Genomic DNA, 21,418 nt, shown 5'->3' on the forward strand with positions numbered 1-21,418 from the left:
TGATATGAATTGAGAATAGTAGAATGAAATATTTAGTAACTGGCGTTGCCGGGTTTATTGGCTCTGCAGTTTCAGAGCGACTATGTGCAGCAGGACATGAGGTTGTCGGTATTGATAACTTGAATGACTACTACCAAGTCTCATTAAAACATGATCGCCTAAAGCGCATTGAGCATGAAAACCTAACCTTTATCGAGTTGGATCTTGCTGATAGAGAAGGTATGGCAACGTTGTTTGCTGAGCAAAAGTTTGACCGTGTGATTCACTTAGCGGCGCAAGCTGGCGTTCGTTACTCAATAGATAACCCGATGGCGTATGCCGATAGCAACCTGGTTGGTCACCTAGCTATTCTTGAAGGCTGCCGCCACAACAAGGTTGAACACCTAGTGTACGCATCATCAAGCTCGGTGTATGGCTTGAACCAAAAAATGCCATTCCACACAGCAGACAGTGTTGATCACCCGATTTCATTGTACGCTGCGACTAAGAAGTCGAATGAGCTGATGGCGCATACCTATTCTCATCTATACGATGTGCCTACGACAGGTTTACGTTTCTTTACCGTTTACGGCCCTTGGAGCCGCCCTGATATGGCGATGTTCAAGTTTGCGAACTTAATTGTAGCGGGCAAAGAGATCGATATTTACAACAATGGCGACATGATGCGCGACTTCACTTATATCGATGATATTGTTGAAGGCATTCTTCGAGTGCAAGACCGTATTCCAGCTAAACAGCCAGATTGGACGGTTGAGCAAGGATCACCAGCGACCAGCTCAGCACCATACCGAGTGTTTAATATCGGTCATGGTAGTCCAGTTAAATTAATGGACTACATCGAAGCGTTAGAAGGCGCTCTCGGTGTTGAAGCGAAAAAGAATTTCATGCCAATGCAGCCAGGTGATGTGTATGCAACTTATGCTGATACTGAAGATCTGTTTGAAGCGGTTGGTTACAAACCTCAAGTTAAAATCCAAGAAGGCGCGAAAGCTTTCGCTGATTGGTATAAAGCCTATTACTCGCTGTAATAATTGATGGTTTCGAATAAAAAATAGCGCTCAATGAGCGCTATTTTTTTTGAAGAACGTTAGTGTTTAGCTTCGCTACCTAGATAATTTTGGCCAGTACTTTTTATCCAAGATGGAGAGGTGGTAAAAATTAGTTGCTAGGTTGAGCGTCATATTCTTTATTTTGTTAGTAGCTTTCATGAAAGCTACCGAATAGTCTTTTCGACCTTTATGTTTACGATTACCAATAATTGATGGTTGCTTACTACGTTGTAATCCCGCAGAAGAAACACCAAACATGGGGTGTTTATGGACCCAAGTATTCCGTAAGAATACATCGACTGGATAATTGAAATTTGAACTTTGTTCGATGAAAGCTTGTGCAGCTTTGGGAGATATCGCGTAACAGGCGGTTCCTTGAGGAACTTTCAAATACTTTACAAGGTGTTGGGTATCGTGCCTATCAACTGAGTAATGTAATTTGTTTTTACTGTCTTGTAAGCGAATAAAGCCACACTGCTCAATATGCTGCTCGGCGATAGTCAGAGCATTACGAAATATGTTGATATCAATCTCGGCATGATCTTCGAAGACTAAAACTGGCTCATTAAGCTCTATACATTTTTGCCAAATAAGGTAATGGCTTGCATAACATCCAACCTCTCCAATGGCATGGGACCTGCCCATATTATGTAAAAAAGCTCTATCGTGAATTCTTTTTAGTAGAGGGTGTTCATCGGTTCGCGCATCCACTCCAATAAAAAACTCAAAATCAACCTGAACATCCTTAAGGGCGTCGGCTGTTGATTTTTGCCTACAATGATTCGCTTTTAAGGTAATGCAGTATGATTTCATAGAGCTATATTGATGTTTTTGTTTGTAGTGAACTATGTTAACACTCGCCTAGCTTTTTGTAATAATGGTTCACTTATTTAGCGATTATGGTTGTGACGGGCTTCAAGAATGTTGAGGCAGTATGGCTGATTGACTGTTAGTGGCTCTGTCGTGTCAGATAGATCGTGCTAGGGGTGGATTAAGTTATAGGTATTAATAAAAATAGCGCTCAACGAGCGCTATTTTTTTCGCTGTAGATAAAGAGAATTACTTGGTTGTCTTTAGCTTAATTTCAGCTGCAACTTTTTGTGGTACAAACTGACTAATGTCCCCACCATGAATAGCCACTTCTCGAACTATTGTCGAAGAGAGGAAAGCATACTCTTCTGATGGGGTTAAAAAGACACTTTCAAGTCCGGGTAGGAGTTTTCGGTACATACTGGTGAGACCGAATTCGTATTCAAAATCCATGGTTGTTCTTAGGCCACGCACCAATACGTTAGCTTTCTGTTGCTTCGCAAAATCGACCAGTAACCCAGAAAACCCCTCAACAGACACGTTAGGCAAGTGAGACACTGCATCCCGCAACAGCTCTACTCGCTCCTCTAACTTAAACATGGTCTTTTTGCTTGGGCTCGCGGCCACCCCAACGGTGATATGATCAAACATGCTCGCGGCACGGACGATAATATCAAGGTGACCATTGGTTACCGGATCGAAAGTGCCAGGGTAGATAACGTGTGTGGTCATATTAGCTGTCCTTGCTTGGTGTTTTAATAGAGTTTAAGGCTTTGTCTAGTTTTTGTTTTACCATGTCGAGCGTGATGTCTTTCATTAAATCATCGCCTTTTGCTCGAGTTCCCCATGGAAGGTCTTCGACTGGCTTGCCTTGTTGCGCCTCTACGTGCTGTTGGTACACACTGGCCACGATACCAAGATCATTGTAGGGCCCAGTTCTTCGTGGGTCACTGTGTGCGTATAACCCGATTACAGGCGTGGATTGTGTGGTTGCTAAGTGGGCTGGACCAGTATCCGGTGCCAATACAACTGTTGCATGTTTGAGTACGGCAGTCAGTTGCTTCAAGTTCGTTTTGCCAACCAAGTTAGTGACTGGCGACAGGCATAATTTTTCGATGTCGTTACCGAGGTTAACTTCTCTTGGTGCAGGAGAACCACATAACACCACTTGCATACCTTGCTCGACAGCATAATCAGCAATAGCGGCATATCGCTCAGTTAACCAATTGCGTGAATCTTTGCTTGCAGCTGGGGAGATAACCAAGGTCGGCTTGCCTGCCATGGTGCTAATTGCTAGTTGTTCATCTTCAGGTGTTAAAGGGATATCCCATTGAGGCTTATCGAAGGGGACACCAATGTAGCGAGCAAATTCGGCAAAGTTATCCAAAACATGAAACTTATCTGAAATAGGTAGATGGTGGTTGGTAAAGAGTGACTGCATTTCACGAGTACGGTTTTTGCCAAATCCCACTTTGCACTTCGCCTTTATCCCCCAAGATAGCACGCTGGCTCTGAGTGCTGCTTGCATATGCAGAAGTGCATCAAATTTACGGTCAGACAGTTGGCGCCATAATTCACGCATTCCTTTGAAGCCTTGTTTCTTATCGAAAACAATCACCTCAATACCGGGTAGATCGCCGATCAGCATGGCTTCTATTTTCCCGGTTATCCAAGTAATTTTCGTTTCAGGCCACTGCTTCTGGATGGCTTGAACCACCGAAATAGCATGACAAACATCGCCAATCGCGGAGAGGCGAAGTATGCAAAGAGATTGAGGTGCAGTTGAGAACAGTGGCATAAAGAGTCCGAAAAAGTGAATAACATCAGAATTATGCAGATACTCGCATTAGTTGTAAAATAGCAATGACGAAAAGCGACCCAAAGGCCTCATAGATGGAAACTATTAACACTAAGAACCAAACAATTTGGTATGACCCTGAACTTCTGGCGCAAGTGCCGGAGGGTGAGATGGTTCAGATCTTTGAGGCTGAATACTGGCAGCAACGTGAGGCTATTTCAGGGAGTGCACAGGGGCGTGGTACCACCTGGTTTATTCAGCTTGATGGAATACAGGCTGCACTGCGCCATTATCGCCGTGGCGGCTTGTTTGGGAAGTTAGTCGAAGACCAATATCGTTTCTCTGATTGGGAAAGCACGCGCTGTGCGATGGAGCTTAATGTTCTCAAGGTCTTGGCAAACGCAGGTGTGAATGTACCTAGGCCTATTGCTGCTCGGGCGACGAAAAGTGGACTATTTTATCGTGCTGATCTGATGTCGGAACGGATTCCCAATGCGAAAGATTTGGTTGATGTCTTGGTTTCTGATCCAATAGATGCGGATGTTTATCGTCGAATTGGCCAAGAGGTACGCAAGATGCACGATGCTGGGGTTAATCATACCGATCTCAACATTCATAATATCTTGCTTGATACTTCACAAAACGTGTGGATTATTGACTTTGATAAGTGTGGTCATCAAGCGGGTGATGACTGGAAAGAAGGCAACTTGAATCGCTTAAAGCGCTCGTTCTTAAAAGAAGTGAACAAGCGCCAGATTCAATGGCAGGAGTCGGATTGGGAGTATTTAGTTCAGGGCTACAAGGTAAATGAATAAAACTATTTGTTCTTTATAAATTTAGCAGGTACACCGCCGTAAACAGTATTTGAAGGTATATCTTTTGTAACTACACTATTGGCTCCAATGGCAACATTGCTACCGATGGTTACTCCTGGGAGGATTACAGTATTAGCTCCAATCCAGACCCCTTCGCCAATATCAATATTACCAAAATAGTTTTTTAGAGGACGTTGCGTGAAATCTTGTTGAGTTTCTGTTGATGATGTGTACATTCTTACGTTGTGGCTAATACGAGTCCTTTTTCCTATTTTTACTGTATAACCAGGCATCGCTTGTATAGCCGTGTTGTGACCAACATAGGACTCAGCACCACCAATAATGTCGCCTTTTCCATAAAACCTAACGTGGCTTCGTTTCAAATCAAAGGTACTATCAATAGAGTAGCGTCTTTTATATTTCGCTTCCTTCTCTTTTATATGTGCCTTCTCCAGTGCTCGAAATAGAGCTGAACCAATCATATAGAACATATAACCTCAGAGCTTTAAAAACCTGACCAAACTATAATCATTTTTTCCTTTAGGTGCTACTTAGTAACTTGGTTGATGGTTGTAATTTTTAAGGTTTTGTTCAACGCCCCTCGGTTTTGTTCAACCACTTGATAAGCCGCTAAGCCTTTATCTTTACGTAATTTAGGTTGTAAGAATAGTTCTTTGAGCTGGCCTGCAATCTCATTGCTGTTATGACAAATACTGACAGCGTGAGCTTCAAGTAGCTTGTCGGTAATTTCGCTAAAATTAAAGTAGCTAGGGCCATTAAGCAAAGGTAGCTGTAGGGCTGCTGGTTCTAGTAGGTTATGACCACCTACTTTATCGCCTACAAGACTTCCGCCCATAAAACAGACATCAGCGCCACCGAGTAATACCAACATTTCTCCCATCGTATCCGCAATATACGCTTCAATAGCAGAGGTGATTGGTTGCTGACTCGTTCGAGTGATGGTGTTGAATTGGTGCTGTTTAGCCAGTTCCGTCACTTGGTTAAACCGCTCTGGGTGGCGAGGCACGATCATCAGCAAGGTATTAGGATTGTCTTTAAGGAGCTGTTTATGAGCGTCTAAGATAATTTCATCTTCGCCTTGATGAGTGCTGGCAGCTATCCATACACAGCGTTCAAAGCCAATTTGTTCACGTAACGCTTTGCCTTTGGATACTTGTTCAGCTGAGACTTCAATATCAAACTTGATCGACCCAGTCACATGCACAGATGCTTTATCTAACCCTAATCGTATAAAACGCTCAGCATCACTTGGGTATTGGCAAAGTACTTGAGAGAGGTTTTTGGCTAAGAGGTCAAAAACGGCTTGGAATTTAGCATAACGCTGGCATGAGCGTTCAGATAGGCGAGCGTTGAGTACCGAAATGGGGATTCCAGCTTTCGCGACGCAGTGCAGTGTGTTTGGCCATAATTCGGTTTCCATGATTAACATCTGTTTAGGCTGAACAGTTTTCAAGAAACCTCGAATGCACCAAGAAAAATCAATCGGCATGTAGCGGTGCTCGACCAAATCACCAAGCTTCTCTATTTGCTCAGCACCTGTGCTGGTCGTTGTGGTAACAATGATGGCTTGATTTGGATCTCGCAGCTTCAATTGTTTAATGACAGGCATCGCAGCAATAGATTCACCCACCGACACGGCATGAATCCAGATAGGGCTTTTACCTTGAGTTTGCGGTGTGATACCGAAATGTTCTTTCCAGCGCTTACCAAAATTTGGCTTTCCGGGTTTGCTCTTATAAAGCCCATAGAGAAGCAGTGGAGAGGCCAATGACAATATAAGAGTGTATATAAGTCGTATAAGCATAAGAACAGTGACACCAGAGCGTAAAATCAGTAATCAGAAGAGTATTTTCTTCAATCTCGAAAGTAAAGAGCGTTATAATTAAATGCTTAGTGACACTTTCAAACGGAAATGGTGAACTCTATCTCATCGCTTATGCAAACCGATCAATCCTATCGTTTCTTGCTCTATGTCGAGCAAAACTACTCATTTGCTATTCTTCGCCCATTTTATAACTACGCGAAGCAACTTGGTCATGACGTTAAATGGTTGCTGGTTGGTGAGGATGCTTCTGAACATCTTTTATTAGAGCAAGAGCAGCGTGTGTCTTTGACAGAAGCTGTTGCCTACAATCCTTCGGCCGTTTTAGTGCCAGGGGATCGCATTCCTGCATTTATTCCAGGGTTGAAGGTGCAAGTGTTTCACGGTTTGAATGAGAGTAAGCGAGGGAACTTATATCCTGAGCGTGGTCTATTTGATTTGTATTGCACCGAAGGCCATGAAAGAACGAGTTCATTGGAACCACTAGCTAAACAGCGCGGCTATTTTCAAGTAAAAGAGACCGGATGGCTGAAGCTAGATAGCTTGTTTAATTATCAAGCTGGTGAGAACCGTCATGAGAGACCTCAAATTCTATTCGCTTCCACTTTTTCGCCAAGCTTATCGTGTGCTGAATTGGTTTATGAAGAGCTTAAGCGCCTAAGCCAACAAAGCCAGTGGCAATGGTTAGTGACATTGCATCCTAAAATGAATCAAGAGACACGAGCGAAATATCAAGCACTGGAAGGGGATAACCTTCTCTTTTTCGATAATGACCGAGTGATTGAAATGCAACATCGTGCTGATGTGATGGTGTGTGATAACTCATCGATATTTCAGGAATTCTTGTTGCTCAATAAGCCTGTTGTCACGGTAAATAATCGAGACCCTCAAGCAAGCTTTATTAACATTACTCAAGCCGAGCAATTAGAGTCAGCAATTAAGCAAGCGATGCTACCTGATGAAGCAAGAGATAAAGCCATTGCTAATTATGGTCCGTCGATAACGCCATATTTGGATGGACAATCTTCAGCTAGAGTTCTGGATGCTATTACTGAAGTGTTAGAAAGCGGTTGGCAAGATAACAAGCCAAAAAATTGGATTCGTAACTTTAAGATCCGTAAATCATTAAACTATTGGAAATTCTAGGGCTGAATAATGAGAAAACATACCCTGTCTGTCATTGTTATTACCAAGAATGAAGAAGACCGAATTGAAACTTGCCTTAAATCTGTGGTTGATATTGCTGATGAGCTGATCGTTTTAGACAGTGGTTCAACAGACGCAACGGTTGAGATATGTCAAAAATACACAGATAACGTGACCATCACAGATTGGCCTGGCTTTGGTAAACAAAAGCAACGAGCGCTAGATAAAGCGACATGTGATTGGGTGTTATCAATCGATGCGGATGAGGCTCTCGACTTAGAAATGGGCAAGGCTCTTGTTGAGTTATTAAAACAAGATCAAATCAAACATACCGCGTATAAACTTCCTTGGGGAGTGACTTTGTATGGTACGACTCTAAAACATGGCCGCAGTGCTCGTGCAGTGTTGAGACTCTTCAAGAGAGAAGGCTCCCGATATACGTTGGACGAAGTGCACGAGACAGTCGTTCCGGAGCAAGGTTCTACAGGAGTATTGAAGGGGTTTCTTCTTCATTACACCCATCGTGACTACGGCCACGGCCTAGATAAAGCATCGCAGTATGCTTGGCTTGGCTCCCAAAAATACTATCGTAAAGGCAAGAAATCGCACGGGCTATTCCTAGCTCTACTAAGAGCTATATGGACGTTCTTCCTTGTGTATATCATTCGCCGTGGCTTTATGGATGGCAGTGTCGGCTTTATTATGGCGATGACTTACGCTCAAGTGAATTTCAATAAATATGTCGGTTTGTGGATTCTTGAAAACCGCTCAGATGACTGCTCAAAAGACCAAGCCAAATAGGAACCGAGAGATGAAGATTTTAGTTTGTGCATCTTACTTACATGCATGGAACAGTTTACGCCCTGAGGCCGCGATCTTTATTGAGCTTGCGCGTCAAGGTCACCAAGTCACTATCATGACCCAAGGTGAGTCTGAGCATGTATCAAAATTAGAAGAGTGCGGCATTCGAGTCGTTGATGGTTATCCAAAGCGTAAAATTTGTTTTGATACCATTAAAAAGATCCGCCATGAGTTGAAAACGCACAATTACGACATCTGCTATGCTTTTAACTCAAAGACGATACCTAATGCGGCGTTTGCGTGTATTGGTTTCAACGTTAAATTAGTCGTTTATCGAGGCACTACTGGAGGTTTATATCGACATGATCCAAGTGCTTATTTAACGCAACTTCACCCTCGTGTAGACGGTATTGTCTGTGTTTCAGAAGCGGTTCGACAAGATGTGGTGAAGCGCGTTTGGAAGAATAAAGATAACGTTGTTACCATATACAAAGGGCATGAATTGGATTGGTATAAAGTACCACCAACTGAGCACTCTGAGTTTGGCTTGAATGAAGATGATGTCGTCGCGATTACTGCAGCGCATGTAAGGCCAAGTAAGGGTATCTCTGTTTTACTTGAGGCGACCAAATACATTACAGCACCGAACTTCCACTTAATCTTAGCGGGTAGTGGCTATGAGCCTCACTTTGATGAGATGAAAGCGAGCCCTATGAGTGAGCGAATTCACTACATCGGCCACCGTACTGACATCCCATCAATTATGTGTATGGCAGACTTTCAAGTTCAGCCATCGATCAGCGGAGAAGGGCTACCGCGTACGATTGTTGAAGCAATGGCAAATGGCACAACTTCTGTTGTTACTACCACTGGAGGTGCCCCTGAACTCGTTGTAGATGGCGAGACAGGTTATATCGTCCCGACTGGTGACGCCAAAGCGTTGGGTGAGGCTATGGACAAACTCGCGCAAGATAAGGCCAAGTGCACCGCCATGAGTGAAGCGGCTAAGAAGCGCCTAGATGAAAGCTTCAGTTCTCGAGTGACAGTTAAGAAGCATCTGGAATTTTTTGAGAAGTTACTAGTCAGATAAAGTAGCTAGATATTAATTATGAATTTAAGGTTCTAAGTCAGAGGACATAGGATCAAAAGAGATATATTAGAGTAGTTGAGTATGCTAAATAACAAGACAGTATTAATTACAGGTGGCACAGGGTCGTTTGGTAAGCAATTTATCAAAACAATTCTGGAACGATACCAAGACGTAAAGAAGATCATTATCTTTTCTCGTGATGAACTGAAGCAGTTTGAAATCAAGCAGCAATATCCTCACAAGGATTTTCCACAATTACGCTTCTTTATTGGTGATGTTCGTGATCGTAACCGTATGATTCAAGCGTGTGAAGATGTTGATGTTATTATCCACGCCGCTGCGATCAAACAAGTAGATACTGCTGAGTACAATCCAACTGAATGTATTCGCACCAATATTGATGGCGCAGAGAATGTGATTAGTGCAGCTCTTGCGTGTGGTGTGAAAGATGTCGTTGCTCTCTCGACCGATAAGGCATGTGCACCAATTAACTTGTATGGTGCGACAAAGCTTGCTTCAGATAAGCTCTTTGCTGCTGCAAATAATATTAAAGGTTCAAAAGACATTCGTTTTAGTGTCGTACGTTACGGCAATGTGATGGGCTCTCGTGGTTCGGTTATTCCATTCTTTATGCAGAAAAAAGAAGAAGGTGTACTGCCAATTACACATGAAGAGATGACGCGTTTTAATATCTCTCTTCAAGATGGCGTGAATATGGTCATGTATGCACTTGAAAACCATTTGGGTGGTGAGATCTTTATTCCTAAGATCCCTTCATACAAAATTCTAGACATCGCTGAAGCTATTGCGCCTGGCATGGCAACTAAGGTTGTTGGCATTCGGCCAGGTGAAAAACTTCATGAAGAAATGATTACTGATACTGATTCTCTCAATACAATTGATTTAGGTCGTTATTACGCGATCCTTCCTTCTGTCTCTTTTACATACACAGAAGATGAGTACATGAATCATCATAAAGCTGAAAAAGTACCGTTTGGCTTTAAATACAACTCAGGCACCAATACTGAGTGGGAAACGATTGAAGGTCTACGCGACTTAATCAAAGAACATGTTGACCCTAAATTTACAGTGTGAGTAAAACAGTGATTCCATACGGCAAGCAAGATATCAGTCAACAAGACATTGATAGTGTAGTTGATGTTCTTAAATCTGATTTCCTAACTCAGGGACCACAAGTTCCTGCGTTTGAAAAAACGTTAACAGAACATACTGGTGCTCAGTATGCGTTAGCAGTGAATAGTGCAACCTCCGCTCTACATATTGCTTGTCTCGCTTTGGGTTTAGGCAAAGGAGATTGGCTTTGGACATCTCCTATTACTTTTGTAGCATCTGCAAACTGTGGTCTTTATTGCGGAGCTAAAGTTGACTTTGTTGATATTGATTCAGCAACTTATAACATGTGCCCTAAAAAGCTAGAGCAAAAGCTAATTACTGCTAAAGCTACTGGAACTCTACCTAAAGTCGTTGTTCCTGTTCACTTATGTGGTCAGCCTTGTGATATGGAATCCATTGCTAAGCTAGCCAAAGAATACGGCTTTAAAGTCATTGAAGATGCTTCTCATGCTATTGGTGGTCAATATCATGAACAACCTATCGGTAATTGTAAGTATTCTGATATTACAGTGTTCAGTTTTCACCCTGTAAAAATTGTCACAACGGCTGAAGGTGGTGCTGCATTAACGAACCAGAAAGAGCTAGCGGATAAAATGGCTCTCTTGCGCAGTCATGGTATTACACGAGATCCTGAAATGATGACGGAAGCTTCTCACGGTGGCTGGTATTACCAACAGGTTGATTTAGGTTTTAACTACCGCATGACAGAACTTCAAGCGGCATTGGGTGTCACGCAAATGCAACGTCTTGATGAATTTGTTGCGGCGCGCCATGTGTTGTCTAAGCGTTATAATCAAATGTTATCTGAATTACCTTTAGTTCTTCCTTATCAACTGGAAAACACGTACTCAGGTCTCCATTTATTCGTAATTCGTTTGAAGTTAGATGAGATACCATTAACTCATAAACAAGTGTTTGACGCGCTGCGTGAAAATGGTATCGGCGTTAATTTGCATTACATTCCTGTTCATACGCAGCCATATTATCAGGCGATGGGGTATTCTGAAGGGAACTTCCCTGAGTCAGAACGCTACTATCAAGAAGCAATCTCACTGCCAATGTTCCACGGTATGACGGAAGAACAGCAAAATACCGTTGTTCGTGTAGTAACCGAAATTTTGACAGGTAAATAATGAACGTTGCTATTATTCCTGCACGTGGTGGCAGCAAGCGTATTCCTCGTAAAAATATTAAGCACTTTCATGGTAAGCCTATGATCGCTTACTCAATCGAAGCTGCACTTGCTTCGGATTGTTTTGATAAGGTTATTGTCTCTACGGATGATGCTGAGATAGCTGAGGTAGCGAAAAAATATGGTGCTGAAGTACCATTTTTACGGCCTTCAAATATCTCAGATGATTATGCTACCACCATGGATGTAATGCACCATGCAATAACTTGGTGCGATATCAATGGCTGGGATATTGGTGATGTTTGTTGTTTGTACGCTACCGCCCCGTTTGTTTTACCTGAAGATCTTCAGAAAGGTTACGAGCTACTTAGGGGGACTAGTGTGCAATTTACATTTAGTGCTACGTCGTTTCCGTTTCCGATTCAGCGTGCAATTAAGCTTGATGAGCAAGGTTCTGTTTCGATGTTTTCTCCTGAAAACGAACAGGTAAGATCACAAGACTTGGAAGAAGCGTATCACGATGCTGGCCAATTTTATTGGGGTCGTAAAGATGCTTTCTTGAATAAATTATCGGTGTTTTCTAGCCACTCTAAGGCTGTGCTCTTACCGAGAAAACGCGTTCAAGATATTGATAACCAAGAAGACTGGGAACTGGCTGAATCTCTTTTCTCAGCATTGAGGTTAGGATAAACAATGAAGGTTACCTTCCGAGTAGATGCGTCACTATTTATCGGTAGTGGCCATGTCATGCGTTGTTTGGTGCTTGCTGATGTATTAAAGAGTAAAGGTTTTTCTATATGCTTTGCTTGTATTCCTCAGCCTGGAGACATGATTGCGTACATCTGTGATAGAGGCTTTGACGTATTAGAGTTGACTCCCTCTTGCCTACAAATGACGCCCTCCCATAGCGCTGATTATAAAGCTTGGCTTCAACGTAGCGTTGAAGAAGATGCAAATGATTTTTTATCTAAAGTGGATTGTTCCGAGTGGGTGATTGTGGACCACTATGCGCTGGACCATGAATGGGAAAGTATCATTATTGGTAAGCTGTCATGCGCTATTTTATCGATTGATGACCTTAACCGTAAACACTGTAGTGATATTATTCTTGACCAAAATCTATGGCCGAACATCTCAAAAAGATACTTAAATTGTACTGCTACCAAGCTCCTTGGTCCTGAATATGCTCTTTTAAGAGAGAGCTTTTCAACATTGCGGGATTCGCCCCGAGATTCAATATCTAATCAAATCTTAGTCTTTTTTGGTGGAACAGATCCTACAAATGAGTGCGAGAAGTTTATTCTTGCAGCAAATGAGTTTAAGAGGCTCCCGTTTAATACTATTTTGATAACGGGGAGAATCAACCCTCGTTTTGATGCTTTGTTAAAGCTTAATCAAAATAGCAATGTATCTATATACAAAAATTTAGAGAGTTTTGACTTATCGTTAAGTAATAGCAAGTATGCAATTGGCGCCTCAGGAGTCAGTAACTGGGAGCGTTTTTGTCTTAGGGTTCCTGCCTCGATAGTTTCTGTAGCGGAGAATCAAGTAATACTTTCAAATTACTTGTCAGATTTAGGGTTTGTTGAATACTTGGGTGAAGGTATAACGACGAGTACAGATACTTATGCACTTGAGTTAGCGCGTTTATGTGAAAGGTGGGATTACATCAAACCTTTTAGTGATTTTGAAGTTGATGGCTTAGGTGCGAATAAGGTCGTTCAAACAATGGAGGGCTTTTGTCGTGAAACAAAGAGTGATTAAATTTAGGCTACTTGAAGAAAGTGATTTAGAAGAAATTCTCGCTTGGAGAAACTCTCCAGATGTTAGAAAAAACATGTACACCTCTCATGAAATCACTATGGACGAGCACAAGTCATGGTTTTCTAGCATGTGTAAGGATAGTTCAAAAGAATATTTTCTAGCGGAGTTAAATGGAGAGCCAGCAGGTGTTGTTGGATTTACTGATATAGATCGAATTCCTGGAATCGCTTCTTGGGCATTCTATGCATCGCCCAATGCGGTAAGAGGCACAGGTTCTTTGATGGAATATCGAGCGCTAGAGCATGCATTTACTGAATTAGATTTGCATAAATTACGCTGTGAGGTTTTAGGCTTTAATCAACCGGTGGTGAAGTTACATTCCAAATTTGGCTTTAAAGTTGAAGGTACTCATCGAGATGCTTTCTTCAATGGGACTGAATATCACGATGTAGTACATTTGGGTATCTTTTCACATGAGTGGAAAGGTATTAGAAACCTTATGAAAGATAAATTGAGAGTATACGAAGAAAATGAATAAAAACATATACATCGATAATCGAGAAATTGGTCCTAATTGTCCTCCATATATTATTGCTGAACTTTCTGCTAACCATAATGGTGATATAAACCGTGCCTTTCAGATTATGGAAGAAGCAAAAAAAGCAGGTGCTGATGCGATTAAACTTCAAACCTATACCCATGAAACTATCACTATGGATAGTGACTCGGAAGAGTTTCAAATTCATGGCGGCTTATGGGATGGCCAAACTCTATATGAGTTGTATAAAGAAGCGCATATGCCTTGGGAATGGCATAAACCTTTGTTTGAAAAAGCAAAAGAGTTAGGTATTACGATATTTAGTTCACCATTTGATTTTACCGCTGTAGATTTATTAGAGGAGCTAGACGCTCCCGCATACAAAATAGCATCTTTCGAAGTGGTTGATTTACCTTTGATCAAGCGTGTTGCTCAAACCGGTAAGCCGATGATCATTTCAACGGGCATGGCCAACGAGGAAGAGATTGCAGAAGCAGTAAAAACAGCGAGGGATAATGGATGTACTGAGCTAGTTGTACTGCATTGTGTAAGTGGGTATCCAGCGCCGGCTGAACAGTACAATTTAAAAACTATTGCCGATATAGCACAACGATTCGAAGTCTTGTCAGGTCTTTCTGATCATACGATTGACAATGCTACTGCGGTTGCCTCAGTGACTCTAGGTGCATGTTTGATAGAAAAGCATGTCACGATGGATCGAAACGGTGGTGGCGCAGATGATAGCTTTTCTCTTGAACCTCATGAGTTAGCGGCATTATGTAAAGATACGAAAACAGCTTGGCAAGCTATGGGGCAAGTCAACTACGAGCGAACAGAAGCGGAAAAGGGAAATGTTAAGTTTCGTCGCTCTTTATATGTGGTAAAAGACATAGCGGAAGGTGAATTGTTGACTCCCGAAAACATTCGGAGTATCAGGCCTGGTTTTGGCTTACCACCAAAATACTATGAAGAGGTTCTGGGGAAAAAAGCTCTAACTAAGATAAATTCAGGAACTCCTTTATCCTTGAATTTATTTATATAGTTAGTTATTTGATATTAGATAGCTGTAGAGATATAAAATCTTGAAGGCTATCTTGTTTTTTTTCTAATTCAATTAATATATTTTCTAAGTCGTGAACTTTGCTGTCCGGGATTAATTTATATATTTCACAATATTCCTCGATCCCCATTCCGGCTGAAGAGTTAATTGATATTATGTTAACCTTATCTTTGCTAGATAGTAGATAAATTTCCAAAGGTAGTTTATTAGATAAAAATCTCACTCCTTTTTCTTTGAAAGATAAATAATCTGACTCGCTTTCCTTTGGGTGTAACTTTAAAATTGGGGTTAAACCTTTATGTTTACTTTCTAATATTAACCTATTATAGATGTCATAAAAGAAACCATTGTCTTTAAGCTTACCTTTTAATTTATTAAATATGGGTTGTGTGGCGATGATCAATGTTTTATTGTCGAAATTATTAGTACTGTCAAATTTGAAGCATTGTTGAATTTTTGATATTTTTGCTTTATCTTTTGATAAAACAAGTCTTCTTCCTTTGTGTTGTACTGATTTTGGTAACTTTTCTGGGTGTATCACATAAATGTGGTCACATTGCTTTCTTTCACCAAATACGTAATGCTTAGGCGGTTGATTTGATAGCAAACGAAATAATTGCTTGGGCTTGTCATCAATCTGGTGCTTAACGTAATTACCCATTCCATCTTCTATCATTGAGTAAGATTTAACTAGAAGGCGAAATAACCTAGACATCTTATTATTGTCATTGAATAAGAAGAGTTTATTTATCCCGCCCTTTAAGTCTACGTTGTTATTGCTTTCATATATTGAAGACACCAATATTCTTTTTAATGGTTCTGGTATTGACCAACCACGAAGAGAGCAAAATAAAATACATTTACCAATATATCCAATCTTCTTTATATGATTAACTAACGATTCCCTATTCATTAACACTAACTCTATTTTTGTAGGGAGTTGTTCTGTGTCTATGTCTTTAGGATCTACATCTTGATAATCATAGAAATAAATGATGGTCGATGGATTAATCTCATCTTGTGCTTTATATAAGCTGAGTAATAAGTGCCTTACCGTCGAGCAGACATAAATATCTTTATGTGTTGAGTTCATGATTTACTTCTACTCAGTTTGAATTTGAAATTATGTAAGTGACGTTGAATAGTTTCGCTTAAATTGAAGTATTCACGCTTACACTTCTTAATAAAACTTCGAGTAGTAGTACGCTTAGCATAGCCAATCTCAGAGTCAAACTTAGGATCGTTCGTTAAACAAGGAGCTGCAGTGCCGTAGCATTCGACTTCATTTTCCCAAAAACGGTCCATATAAATATCAACTGCCATGTACCATTCCTTAGAGTGTAACAATAATTTATTCGCTCCTTGAGGTGTAAGATAATAAGCGGTTGTACTCATATGTCCTTTTGTGAATTTGTGGATGCTAGTCGATGAACATTCAAATGTAGAATATGAACTGAACTTTCGACGCTTATTATTAAATAACCGAATACATTCGATGGATTCAGGTAGTTCAGGAATGTCTTGTAAAAAGTCTAAAAATGTCTTTTTAAATAACAAAGCATCGTCTTCAATAACAATTATTGGTTGATTTAGCTCTATACATTTTTCCCAGAGTAAAAAGTGACTTGCATAGCATCCTAGTTGACCAGCGTTAAGTGTTTTTGCCCTGTATGTTTGGCTTAATTCATCATTATAGCGTTTAAGTAGCGGGTGAGGAGGATATTTTCGACCATCTATCGCAGAAAATAACTCAAAAGGAAGAGATAGTTCATCTAGTTGACGACTAATGTTATCTTTTCTCTCTGTGGAAGATTCTAAATTTATGACAAATATTTTAGTCATTGGCAACTCTCTTACATCTTGAGCAAATAGGGACTAGAAATAACAAATACAACATCAGGGGTTGAGGGTGATTAAAAGGAACATCCGTTAACCCAGCAATGAAAAATAGACTAACTAAACCAATTACTATATATGCATCGATTAGTGGTAATTTTTTTATCATTATTAGTGGATAAAATAGAAGCCCAATTACGAGCATTAGCCCTACAAGCCCAGACTTAACCATTTTATTAATAAACTGATTGTGATAATGGTGTGAAGCAAGACGAAAAGTTCGGTTAGATATTTCGTTATTTTTTAACTTATCTTGTAATAACTTGGGTATTTCATTTCCATGACCAAGTAATGGCTTTTGTTTTATTATTTGGGGGGCTATTCCCCATAATTGAAATCTTTGTCCGATAGAATAGTAATAATTGCCAGATTGGATTTGTTCTACCTCATAAACAGTGCGGACATATCTTTCTGTGATTTTTTCTTTAAATAAATAAGCTCCAGAAAGTAATAATACTGTTGTAGTGGTCAATACAACTATTGTTTTATTTCGGCTTGGTGGGTTTTTTATGCACTTAAAGATAACAATAGCTAAAATACTTATAATTATAGCTAACCAAATGCCTCGAGTTTCACTGAGAACTATTGGAGGCAAAGCTAATATAAAAGCTAGTGAAGGTATGATTTTTTCTTTTAAAGAGGGCCGTTCTAATAATAATGAAAAAGAAACAATGGCGATTAGTGCACATGAGGTCGCGTAAGGGATGGGGTTTATATAACCGGCATCACGCGAAATTCCTATATATACATTAAAGTATAAACTGTTTAAAAATACAGCAACACTGCCTGCTAATACAATCCAAGCAAGAACTCTGTGGCTTAGGATATGATATGGAAAGAACATAAGAAATAAAGTAGAACCAATGAGAGCCCTTATTTCTCTTGAGCTTGAACCATGGTAATAGTAACTAAATATTGTATATGCACATAATAGAGATAATAACCATATAAATGGCGATTGTAGGTTTTTAATGATTAGTTTTTTTTTATAAAAAAATACACTAATAATTATACTAAGTATAATAAATGGAATAAGCTTTTTATCACCACCATCTAATACAAGCATGCCTGTTACTGCAATAAAATAAGGCAGTATCAACAAAATGGATAGGTTACGTTTGATAAGATTCATTATAATTATTACATACTAGCTATTATAAGGGTTTACATTACTTTCCGGACGAGTCTTAAGCAGTCTTAAGATCCACATATATTGCTCAGGTTTTTTGTTCACGTAGTCTTCAATACATTGATTCATCATACGTGCATCTTGCTCTTCGCTTCCTGTTGGGAATGGCAGGGCAGGGTAAAAATCCAACGTGTATTGACCAGTATTACTATCATATTGAGCAAACAAGGGAATAATTTTAGCTTTACTAAGTTTCGATAATCGACCAAGGCCAGAAATTGTTGCTTTTTGTGTAGCAAAAAAATCAACGAAGACACTGTGCTCACGGCCAAGGTCTTCATCAGGGAGATAGTAACCCAGATACCCATCACGTACTGACTTGATGAAAGGCTTGATGCCTCCGCTACGGTCGTAAACTCGGCCGCCGTATTGCACGCGCTGTCGGTGCATTAGCCAGTCACTGAGTTTGTTTTTTTGTGCTTTCGCCATCGCAGACACAGGTAAATTGCGTGATGCCAATAATACCGCTGGGATATCGATAGCCCATGTGTGTGGTACCAGCAAGATCACATTCTCGCCGCTGTCCGTAATATCGGTTAGGTTACTCAGGCCGTTTATCGAGGTGTTATTCTCTAGCCAAGTTTTACTCTTGAGTGTCAGTGAAGCAAATCCCATCAAAAATGAGATGGAAGTAACGTATGACTGATAGAGAGTTTCTTCACGCTGTTCTACAGATTGCTCAGGAAAGCACATCTCAAGGTTTACGCGAGCTCGGCGGTTAGCCTTATTCTTGATTTTTACAGCTTGCTTAGCCATAAATTTAGCGAGTGCTAAACGAATGCTATTAGGCAAGAAGCAGACTAAAGACGATAACAAAACAGCAATCCAAGTGCCCCAGTATTTAGGTGCCAGAAATCCCCATTCAAACTCAGGATTGTAAGCTTTTGGATCAAAATCATTACGTTGTGTGGTCATTCGTTCACTACATTATTTAAATCAGAGAGTTAACTTTATATCGGTCACTCAGGGAATGATTACGTTTATTGGATTGTCTAATAATGCCCCCAAAAAGTAGGGGGCACTATTAGTCTTAATCTGAAATATAAAGCTTACAGCTATGCGTTTACGAGCTTCATGTACTCAGCGACGCCATCTGCCACTGTTCTAAACTCGATATCGCAGCCTGTATTGCGAAGTTTAGTTAAGTCAGCTTGCGTGAATTCTTGGTAAGCACCTTTCAAATGCTCAGGGAAAGGAATCGTTTCGATTTCGCCTTTACCATGGTGCTGGATTACTGCCTTAGCAACCTCTTCAAAAGATTCTGCATTACCAGTGCCTAAGTTAAAGATGCCAGAAACACCATTTTCTAAGAACCATAGGTTTACCGCCGCTACATCACCCACATACACAAAGTCACGCTTAAAGGTTTCACTACCTGCGAACAACTTCGGGTTTTCACCGGCATTCATTTGGTTGTTTAGGTGGAATGCTACCGATGCCATGCTGCCTTTGTGTTGCTCACGAGGACCGTAAACATTGAAGTAACGGAAACCAGTAATTTGAGGCAATGTCTCGTTATGCGCTACAGCATCTGCGGTTAAGCGACGAACATAGTTATCAAATTGTTGCTTAGAGTAACCGTAGACATTCAATGCACCTTCGTATTCTCGCTCTTCAATGAAAGTATCAGTTTCACCGTACGTTGCAGCGGAAGAGGCATATAGGAACGGAATTTCACGCTCAACACAGTAATGAAGTAGCTCTTTTGAGTACTCATAGTTATTAAGCATCATGTACTTGCCATCCCACTCAGTGGTCGCAGAGCACGCTCCTTCATGGAAAACCGCTTCAATATGGCCGAAGTCATCACCAGCCATTACTTGAGTTAGAAAGTCATCACGATCCATGTAATCAGTGATGTCTAGGTCTACAAGGTTCTTAAATTTCTTACCATTTTTTAAGTTGTCGACGACTAGAATATCGTTGTGGCCCGCTTCATTGAGCGCCTTAACAATATTGCTGCCAATCATGCCAGCACCACCCGTTACGATAATCATAATTTTCTAACTCTTTTGAATACAAATCTATCTCGAGTATAGCAAGGAATGGATAAGGCGGGCTAGTGGAATAATTCTTCAATCAGAGTATGATATGACCAGTAAATTTATGAATTAAATTGAGTAAATGGCTCAAAGTTATAGGTATTAATATGAAAATTGCAGTAGCCGGTACTGGATATGTTGGCTTGTCAAATGCGATGTTATTGGCACAAAACCATGAAGTTGTAGCTGTTGATATTATTGAAGACAAAGTGGTGATGCTTAATAAAAAGCAATCGCCGATTGTTGATAGTGAAATTGAGCACTTTTTATCGAGTAAGAAGCTTAACTTTAGAGCGACAACAGACAAAGTAGCATACAAAGATGCCGAGTTCGTTATCATCGCAACACCAACTGATTACGATCCTAAAAGTAACTATTTCAACACTTCCTCCGTTGAATCTGTTATCAAAGATGTTATGAAAATGAACCCAGATGCTGTAATGGTCATCAAATCAACGGTTCCTGTTGGTTACACTGCACAGATCAGAGAAGAGCTAGGTTGTGAAAACGTTATGTTCTCACCTGAGTTTTTACGTGAAGGTAAGGCTCTGTATGATAACCTACACCCATCACGAATTATCGTTGGTGAGTGTTCTGAACGCGCTAAAGTATTTGCTAATCTTTTGGTGGAAGGCGCTGAAAAAGACAATATCGATGTTTTGTTCACCAACTCTACGGAAGCTGAAGCAGTAAAACTTTTCTCTAATACGTACCTAGCAATGCGTGTTGCATATTTCAATGAACTTGATTCTTACGCGGAAGCGCATGGCTTGGATTCTCGCCAGATCATTGAGGGTGTGGGCTTAGATCCTCGAATTGGTAATCACTACAACAATCCTTCGTTTGGTTATGGTGGCTATTGTCTACCGAAAGATACCAAACAGCTATTAGCTAACTACCAAGATGTACCAAACAACATTGTTGGTGCCATTGTTGATGCTAACCGCACCCGAAAAGATTTTATTGCGGATTCAATTATTAAGCGTTCGCCTAAAATTGTTGGTATTTATCGTTTGATCATGAAGGCAGGCTCAGACAACTTCCGTGCGTCGTCGATTCAAGGAATTATGAAGCGCTTGAAAGCTAAAGGTATCGAAGTGGTCGTGTACGAACCGGTTTTGGAAGAAGAGCACTTCTTTAACTCGAAAGTCTATTCTGACCTAGAAGAGTTTAAAGCCGTATCAGATGTGATTGTTTCTAACAGAATGGTAGAAGAGATCGCAGACGTTGCAGATAAGGTTTACACACGAGATCTGTTTGGCAGCGATTGATACTGCTCTTTTTTAGCTAATGCTAATTAGACCAGATGTT

General features: G+C 40.6%; 22 protein-coding genes. 12 read left to right on the top strand and 10 right to left on the bottom strand.

What is annotated here, in order from left to right; all coding sequences use genetic code 11:
- Window positions 1-23 precede the first annotated feature (23 nt).
- Window positions 24-1,028, top strand: a complete 1,005-nt coding sequence (locus L4C44_RS16530) for an NAD-dependent epimerase (RefSeq protein WP_428805383.1) — start codon at window positions 24-26, stop codon at window positions 1,026-1,028.
- Window positions 1,029-1,103: 75 nt separating this feature from the next.
- On the opposite strand, the gene L4C44_RS16535 is transcribed toward L4C44_RS16530, so the two are convergent.
- The 3 genes from L4C44_RS16535 to L4C44_RS16545 all read right to left on the bottom strand — a co-directional run bounded on the left by L4C44_RS16535 (window position 1,104) and on the right by L4C44_RS16545 (window position 3,657).
- On the bottom strand, window positions 1,104-1,862 hold the full coding sequence (locus tag L4C44_RS16535; protein WP_428805384.1) for a glycosyltransferase family 25 protein: 759 nt from the start codon (window positions 1,860-1,862) through the stop codon (window positions 1,104-1,106).
- Window positions 1,863-2,108: 246 nt separating this feature from the next.
- Window positions 2,109-2,591: a pantetheine-phosphate adenylyltransferase gene (gene coaD / locus L4C44_RS16540; RefSeq protein ID WP_146491998.1), complete on the bottom strand. Its 483-nt coding sequence runs from the start codon at window positions 2,589-2,591 to the stop codon at window positions 2,109-2,111.
- 1 nt (window position 2,592) lies between these two features.
- Window positions 2,593-3,657 carry a glycosyltransferase family 9 protein gene (locus tag L4C44_RS16545; protein WP_428805385.1) on the bottom strand — a complete coding sequence of 355 codons (1,065 nt, stop codon included), beginning with the start codon at window positions 3,655-3,657 and terminating at the stop codon, window positions 2,593-2,595.
- Between the two features lie 95 nt (window positions 3,658-3,752).
- On the opposite strand from L4C44_RS16545, the gene L4C44_RS16550 reads away from it, so the two are divergent.
- Entirely contained in the window at window positions 3,753-4,472 is a 720-nt protein-coding gene (locus L4C44_RS16550; protein ID WP_327785034.1) for a 3-deoxy-D-manno-octulosonic acid kinase, read from the top strand.
- Window positions 4,473-4,474: 2 nt separating this feature from the next.
- Here L4C44_RS16550 and L4C44_RS16555 read toward each other — a convergent pair whose 3' ends face one another.
- Together L4C44_RS16555 and waaA are read right to left on the bottom strand one after the other, a co-directional pair.
- Entirely contained in the window at window positions 4,475-4,954 is a 480-nt protein-coding gene (locus tag L4C44_RS16555) for an acyltransferase (RefSeq protein WP_240698005.1), read from the bottom strand.
- Between the two features lie 65 nt (window positions 4,955-5,019).
- Window positions 5,020-6,297 carry a lipid IV(A) 3-deoxy-D-manno-octulosonic acid transferase gene (waaA, locus tag L4C44_RS16560; RefSeq protein ID WP_428805386.1) on the bottom strand — a complete coding sequence of 426 codons (1,278 nt, stop codon included), beginning with the start codon at window positions 6,295-6,297 and terminating at the stop codon, window positions 5,020-5,022.
- Window positions 6,298-6,429: 132 nt separating this feature from the next.
- Between waaA and L4C44_RS16565 the strand changes: the two genes are divergently transcribed.
- The 9 genes from L4C44_RS16565 (at window position 6,430) to pseI (ending at window position 14,962) form a co-directional block, all read left to right on the top strand.
- Window positions 6,430-7,461 (top strand): UDP-N-acetylglucosamine 2-epimerase, encoded by a 1,032-nt coding sequence (locus L4C44_RS16565; protein ID WP_327785098.1) that lies wholly within the window; start codon window positions 6,430-6,432, stop codon window positions 7,459-7,461.
- A gap of 9 nt (window positions 7,462-7,470) precedes the next feature.
- Complete coding sequence (locus tag L4C44_RS16570) at window positions 7,471-8,262, top strand: glycosyltransferase family 2 protein (protein WP_285953037.1); 792 nt, start codon at window positions 7,471-7,473, stop codon at window positions 8,260-8,262.
- 10 nt (window positions 8,263-8,272) lie between these two features.
- Window positions 8,273-9,352, top strand: a complete 1,080-nt coding sequence (locus L4C44_RS16575; protein ID WP_146492004.1) for a glycosyltransferase family 4 protein — start codon at window positions 8,273-8,275, stop codon at window positions 9,350-9,352.
- Window positions 9,353-9,433: 81 nt separating this feature from the next.
- Window positions 9,434-10,447 carry a UDP-N-acetylglucosamine 4,6-dehydratase (inverting) gene (gene pseB, locus L4C44_RS16580; RefSeq protein ID WP_017630612.1) on the top strand — a complete coding sequence of 338 codons (1,014 nt, stop codon included), beginning with the start codon at window positions 9,434-9,436 and terminating at the stop codon, window positions 10,445-10,447.
- On the top strand, window positions 10,444-11,619 hold the full coding sequence (gene pseC, locus L4C44_RS16585) for a UDP-4-amino-4,6-dideoxy-N-acetyl-beta-L-altrosamine transaminase (RefSeq protein ID WP_146492005.1): 1,176 nt from the start codon (window positions 10,444-10,446) through the stop codon (window positions 11,617-11,619). The genes pseB and pseC overlap by 4 nt, the downstream gene beginning before the upstream one ends.
- Window positions 11,619-12,308 (top strand): pseudaminic acid cytidylyltransferase, encoded by a 690-nt coding sequence (gene pseF / locus L4C44_RS16590; RefSeq protein ID WP_081230182.1) that lies wholly within the window; start codon window positions 11,619-11,621, stop codon window positions 12,306-12,308. The genes pseC and pseF overlap by 1 nt, the downstream gene beginning before the upstream one ends.
- Window positions 12,309-12,311: 3 nt before the next feature.
- Window positions 12,312-13,382 carry a UDP-2,4-diacetamido-2,4,6-trideoxy-beta-L-altropyranose hydrolase gene (gene pseG, locus L4C44_RS16595; protein WP_146492006.1) on the top strand — a complete coding sequence of 357 codons (1,071 nt, stop codon included), beginning with the start codon at window positions 12,312-12,314 and terminating at the stop codon, window positions 13,380-13,382.
- Window positions 13,363-13,920, top strand: a complete 558-nt coding sequence (pseH, locus tag L4C44_RS16600; protein WP_081230180.1) for a UDP-4-amino-4,6-dideoxy-N-acetyl-beta-L-altrosamine N-acetyltransferase — start codon at window positions 13,363-13,365, stop codon at window positions 13,918-13,920. Before pseG ends, pseH begins: the two co-directional genes overlap by 20 nt.
- The gene (pseI, locus tag L4C44_RS16605; RefSeq protein ID WP_081230179.1) at window positions 13,913-14,962 is read left to right on the top strand and encodes a pseudaminic acid synthase; all 1,050 of its coding nucleotides are present in this window, start codon (window positions 13,913-13,915) and stop codon (window positions 14,960-14,962) included. The genes pseH and pseI overlap by 8 nt, the downstream gene beginning before the upstream one ends.
- Before the next feature lie 4 nt (window positions 14,963-14,966).
- On the opposite strand, the gene L4C44_RS16610 is transcribed toward pseI, so the two are convergent.
- The 5 genes from L4C44_RS16610 to rfaD form a co-directional block, all read right to left on the bottom strand.
- Entirely contained in the window at window positions 14,967-16,073 is a 1,107-nt protein-coding gene (locus L4C44_RS16610) for a polysialyltransferase family glycosyltransferase (RefSeq protein ID WP_428805387.1), read from the bottom strand.
- Window positions 16,070-16,822 (bottom strand): glycosyltransferase family 25 protein, encoded by a 753-nt coding sequence (locus tag L4C44_RS16615; protein WP_428805388.1) that lies wholly within the window; start codon window positions 16,820-16,822, stop codon window positions 16,070-16,072. The genes L4C44_RS16610 and L4C44_RS16615 overlap by 4 nt, the downstream gene beginning before the upstream one ends.
- Window positions 16,815-18,008, bottom strand: coding sequence for an O-antigen ligase family protein (locus L4C44_RS16620; RefSeq protein WP_428805389.1), 1,194 nt, complete (start codon window positions 18,006-18,008; stop codon window positions 16,815-16,817). Before L4C44_RS16620 ends, L4C44_RS16615 begins: the two co-directional genes overlap by 8 nt.
- A 15-nt stretch (window positions 18,009-18,023) precedes the next feature.
- On the bottom strand, window positions 18,024-18,980 hold the full coding sequence (lpxM, locus tag L4C44_RS16625; protein ID WP_428805390.1) for a lauroyl-Kdo(2)-lipid IV(A) myristoyltransferase: 957 nt from the start codon (window positions 18,978-18,980) through the stop codon (window positions 18,024-18,026).
- A gap of 140 nt (window positions 18,981-19,120) precedes the next feature.
- Window positions 19,121-20,062 carry an ADP-glyceromanno-heptose 6-epimerase gene (gene rfaD, locus L4C44_RS16630; protein ID WP_428805391.1) on the bottom strand — a complete coding sequence of 314 codons (942 nt, stop codon included), beginning with the start codon at window positions 20,060-20,062 and terminating at the stop codon, window positions 19,121-19,123.
- Window positions 20,063-20,214: 152 nt separating this feature from the next.
- Between rfaD and L4C44_RS16635 the strand changes: the two genes are divergently transcribed.
- Window positions 20,215-21,378, top strand: coding sequence for a nucleotide sugar dehydrogenase (locus tag L4C44_RS16635; RefSeq protein ID WP_428805392.1), 1,164 nt, complete (start codon window positions 20,215-20,217; stop codon window positions 21,376-21,378).
- Window positions 21,379-21,418 lie beyond the last annotated feature (40 nt).

Source organism: Vibrio satsumensis (assembly GCF_050337435.1).
Classification (GTDB): domain Bacteria; phylum Pseudomonadota; class Gammaproteobacteria; order Enterobacterales; family Vibrionaceae; genus Vibrio; species Vibrio satsumensis.